Origin of the sequence: Methylacidimicrobium cyclopophantes (genome assembly GCF_902143385.2) — a bacterium.
In the GTDB taxonomy this organism is placed as follows: Bacteria; Verrucomicrobiota; Verrucomicrobiia; order Methylacidiphilales; family Methylacidiphilaceae; genus Methylacidimicrobium; species Methylacidimicrobium cyclopophantes.
In genome coordinates, this window is sequence record NZ_CABFUZ020000047.1 from 1 (window position 1) to 2,959 (window position 2,959).

General features: G+C 62.3%; 3 protein-coding genes. 1 reads left to right on the forward strand and 2 read right to left on the reverse strand.

The window, feature by feature from the left end:
- Positions 1-957: hypothetical protein (locus tag FN369_RS01110; protein WP_178087592.1), on the reverse strand; the 957-nt coding region annotated here is incomplete at its 3' end.
- Positions 958-1,305: 348 nt separating this feature from the next.
- On the opposite strand from FN369_RS01110, the gene FN369_RS01115 reads away from it, so the two are divergent.
- On the forward strand, positions 1,306-1,728 hold the full coding sequence (locus FN369_RS01115) for a cupin domain-containing protein (RefSeq protein ID WP_142524379.1): 423 nt from the start codon (positions 1,306-1,308) through the stop codon (positions 1,726-1,728).
- Between the two features lie 31 nt (positions 1,729-1,759).
- On the opposite strand, the gene FN369_RS01120 is transcribed toward FN369_RS01115, so the two are convergent.
- Positions 1,760-2,746, reverse strand: coding sequence for a PDZ domain-containing protein (locus FN369_RS01120; protein WP_142524380.1), 987 nt, complete (start codon positions 2,744-2,746; stop codon positions 1,760-1,762).
- Positions 2,747-2,959: the final 213 nt, after the last annotated feature.

Genomic DNA, 2,959 nt, shown 5'->3' on the forward strand with positions numbered 1-2,959 from the left:
TCCGGGACCTTCCACCTGCGGCTCGGCCTCGAGATCGAGCCGCACCAGCAATCCGCCCGCCGGAACGATTTCCACCACCCGGGCCGGATGCCGTTTGTCGATTTCGATCACCGACTTTCTTTCGATCTGCAGATGCCGGAAGCGCGAGGAGAAAATCGCGGTATCGTAGCGCTCCCCGAAAGGAAAGACCACCGCGGAGGCGAGAAGTCCTTCAATGATCCTCCTCGTCGCCAAACCCGATTCGTGGCCGATGAAGAGACCCTCTTGCGGCGGCGCATCGATGAAGAATCTCCCGTAGGTCCAAGTATCCGAAGGACGCGTTCCCCGCTCTTTCCAGGCCCGGGCGATGGCGGAAAAATGGAGCACTAGGGGCTTTTCGGAAGCACGCTCCGTCGTTTTCTCTCCGGGATTGCGCCCTTCGGCTTCCGCCCGCTTCCCTCGGCCAGCGGCCGCCCCTTGCTCCTCTCCCGCCTCGGCCTTCACCCCTCCGCTCTCCTTCTCCTCGGGCTTTCCGAGCAGCTTGGGCGGGGCCGAAAGCCGCAAGCGCGCATAAAAGCAGTGCGATTGCAACATCTCCAGGACCTCGGCCGGTTCCTCCTCGGTAATGACGAAGCGCTTCCCTTGCTTCAATCCCGGGATCGGAAAATCGGCTTCGCAAATCGCGATTTGGACGATCGGCTCGGTCGGAAAGACCACGTAAGGGGCGATCTTCTGCAATACGGTCAAACTCAACAGCTTAGGGAAGGCGGCGGCAAACACCCCCTCTTGGACAGGGCTCCAGGCGGTAAATTCGCCGTAGGTCCAAAGATGGCGGGGCTTGCTCCCGAGCTTTTGCGTCTTTCGATGCAGGGTGGAGAACGGGAGCACAACGCCTTTGATGCTTTTCGCCTGACAACCGGAAAAAAGCAGGAGGTTGAGGATCACGAAGAGCAGCCATGCCAAAGGAATGCTTCGCATCGGCCTCTCCGATGCCAACGCTGGTTCCGCCCCCATCATCAGCCTCGGCAAACCCCGTGGAAACCTTCTCTCATCATCCATTCAAACCCGCAGTTCGACGCTTTTAGCAAGATTGCGCTACGAAAGCATTTATTTTTCCAGGAATCGCCGTCGGCTTGTGGCCGCGCGGCTCTGCCCCTTGCGGCTTCCTCGAATCGTGGGCAATGAGGGATGATCGGCAGAGAGTCTTTTGCTCGATCGGAATCGGTACCCACAGCCCCTGCCAGAAGCAAATCCCTTGTCCCGGCTGCCCGGACCCTCTAGGATCCGACGCAACAGTCCTTCCCACCAACCCGCAAAGGAGAGTCCATGAATCCCGTCGTCGACAGCAAGCAGTTGGAACGTCTCTCCGTTCGTGGAGAAGACGACGCCTCCGTACGTTGGACCGGCGCCTTCGCGTCTTGCGGCGGACGCCGCGCAACCCAATCCTCGGCGATCGTCTATGAGATCGACCCGGGCGGGAGACTGGGATGGCACACGGATGCCACCGAAGAGACGCAATACATCCTCTCTGGGATCGGCGAGCTGCGCATGGAGTCGGGGGTCTATCCTCTCGGCCCCGGCAGCGTTTTTGTCATACCAACCGATGTCCGCCACGACCTTGCCAACGTCGGGCAGGAAACCTTACGGGCCGTCGCGTTCTTTGCCGCGGCCATGTTTACGCAAAAGTTTGACAATGTCATGCTTCCGCCGAGGACCCATCTCCTCGGCACTCCCAACCGCTCCGGCTAAGAATTTGCCCACCGGGTTTGGCCATCGTCTCCTATCTCACTCCGCCGACCTCTTGAGGATACTCCCTTCCGGGCCGCGGCGGTAGCGGCACGGTCAGGGAGATTGGGGAAAGAACTCCCGCTCGCTCCACGACCAAACGCAATTCCTTAAGCCCGCGCTCCCTCTCTTGACGATAGCGAGCCAAAAATCCCCCCAGGTTGCTTGGAGAGTGGCGGCCGTTCAAAGAGACGATGCGATCCCTGGCTCGGAGGCCGGCCTCTTCGCCGGCGCTCCCCTCCTCGACCGCAAGCACGGTCGCAGCCCCCTTCCGCTGCGCCAGGAGCAGGCCCAGCGGCAGGAGAACCGGCTCGTCGCGGACCCTCCTCGGCTGCGGACGCGGCTCTTCACCGAGATCCTCTTCGCCTTCCTCGACAGGTTCGAGATCTTCGACGGGAGCTGCCGGCAGGGAAAATACGAGTCGCAGGCCCGCTCCGTTCCGACGGGAGAGGGCTTCTCGAAACGCCTCGCAAGATCTCCAGACCATGGTCCGGTCGACCTTCTCCGCTCGGAGCTTTCCGGCTTGCCCTCCTTTCCGGCTGGAGCCCCGAGGCATCCCGACCGTCGCGCCCATGCGCAGCCCGCCCAATCCCATACCCCCCAATCCCATGCCTCCGAATCGGATGGCTCCACCACCGTCCGCTCTGGGAGATTCGCCTTCTTCCCCGGCTCGCTGCGCACCCTGGGGCCTTTGGTAGAGGAAATGGAGCCGGGCGTTGCGGGGAACGACGACATGGTCGTTGATGGCCAACGGATAGGCGACGTGGACCTCCCTGCCCTCCTGAACGAGCGGGAAAGCGGCGGAAAGCGGGGGTATCGTCTTGAGCGGGCGGCTCCCCTGGGCAAAGAGGGGGAAAGCGCCGCACCAACCAATCAGGAAAACGACGAGCGGGGCCGTCCAGGAAACAAGCATGCCCGCCTTCGGGGAAGCAGCCGCCTCCCCATGCCTTTCTCGATCGCCCTTCTCCTCTCGATTCTTCAAGAGGCTTTCCTCGCTGTTTCCCACTCGATCCAAGCCCGCGACGCGATCGGTTGCGGGAAACGGAGCCCCTTTTCGCCGTCGGATCGCGATCGGCCTCGGGCAAGAGCCGGACCCCTTCGCGGGACGAGCTCCCTCGAATCGTGGCTTTTTCCGCGAACCTCCCCACCTCTCGGCTCGTCGCGCGAAACCGGTCCTTGCGCTCCGGAGGCAAAA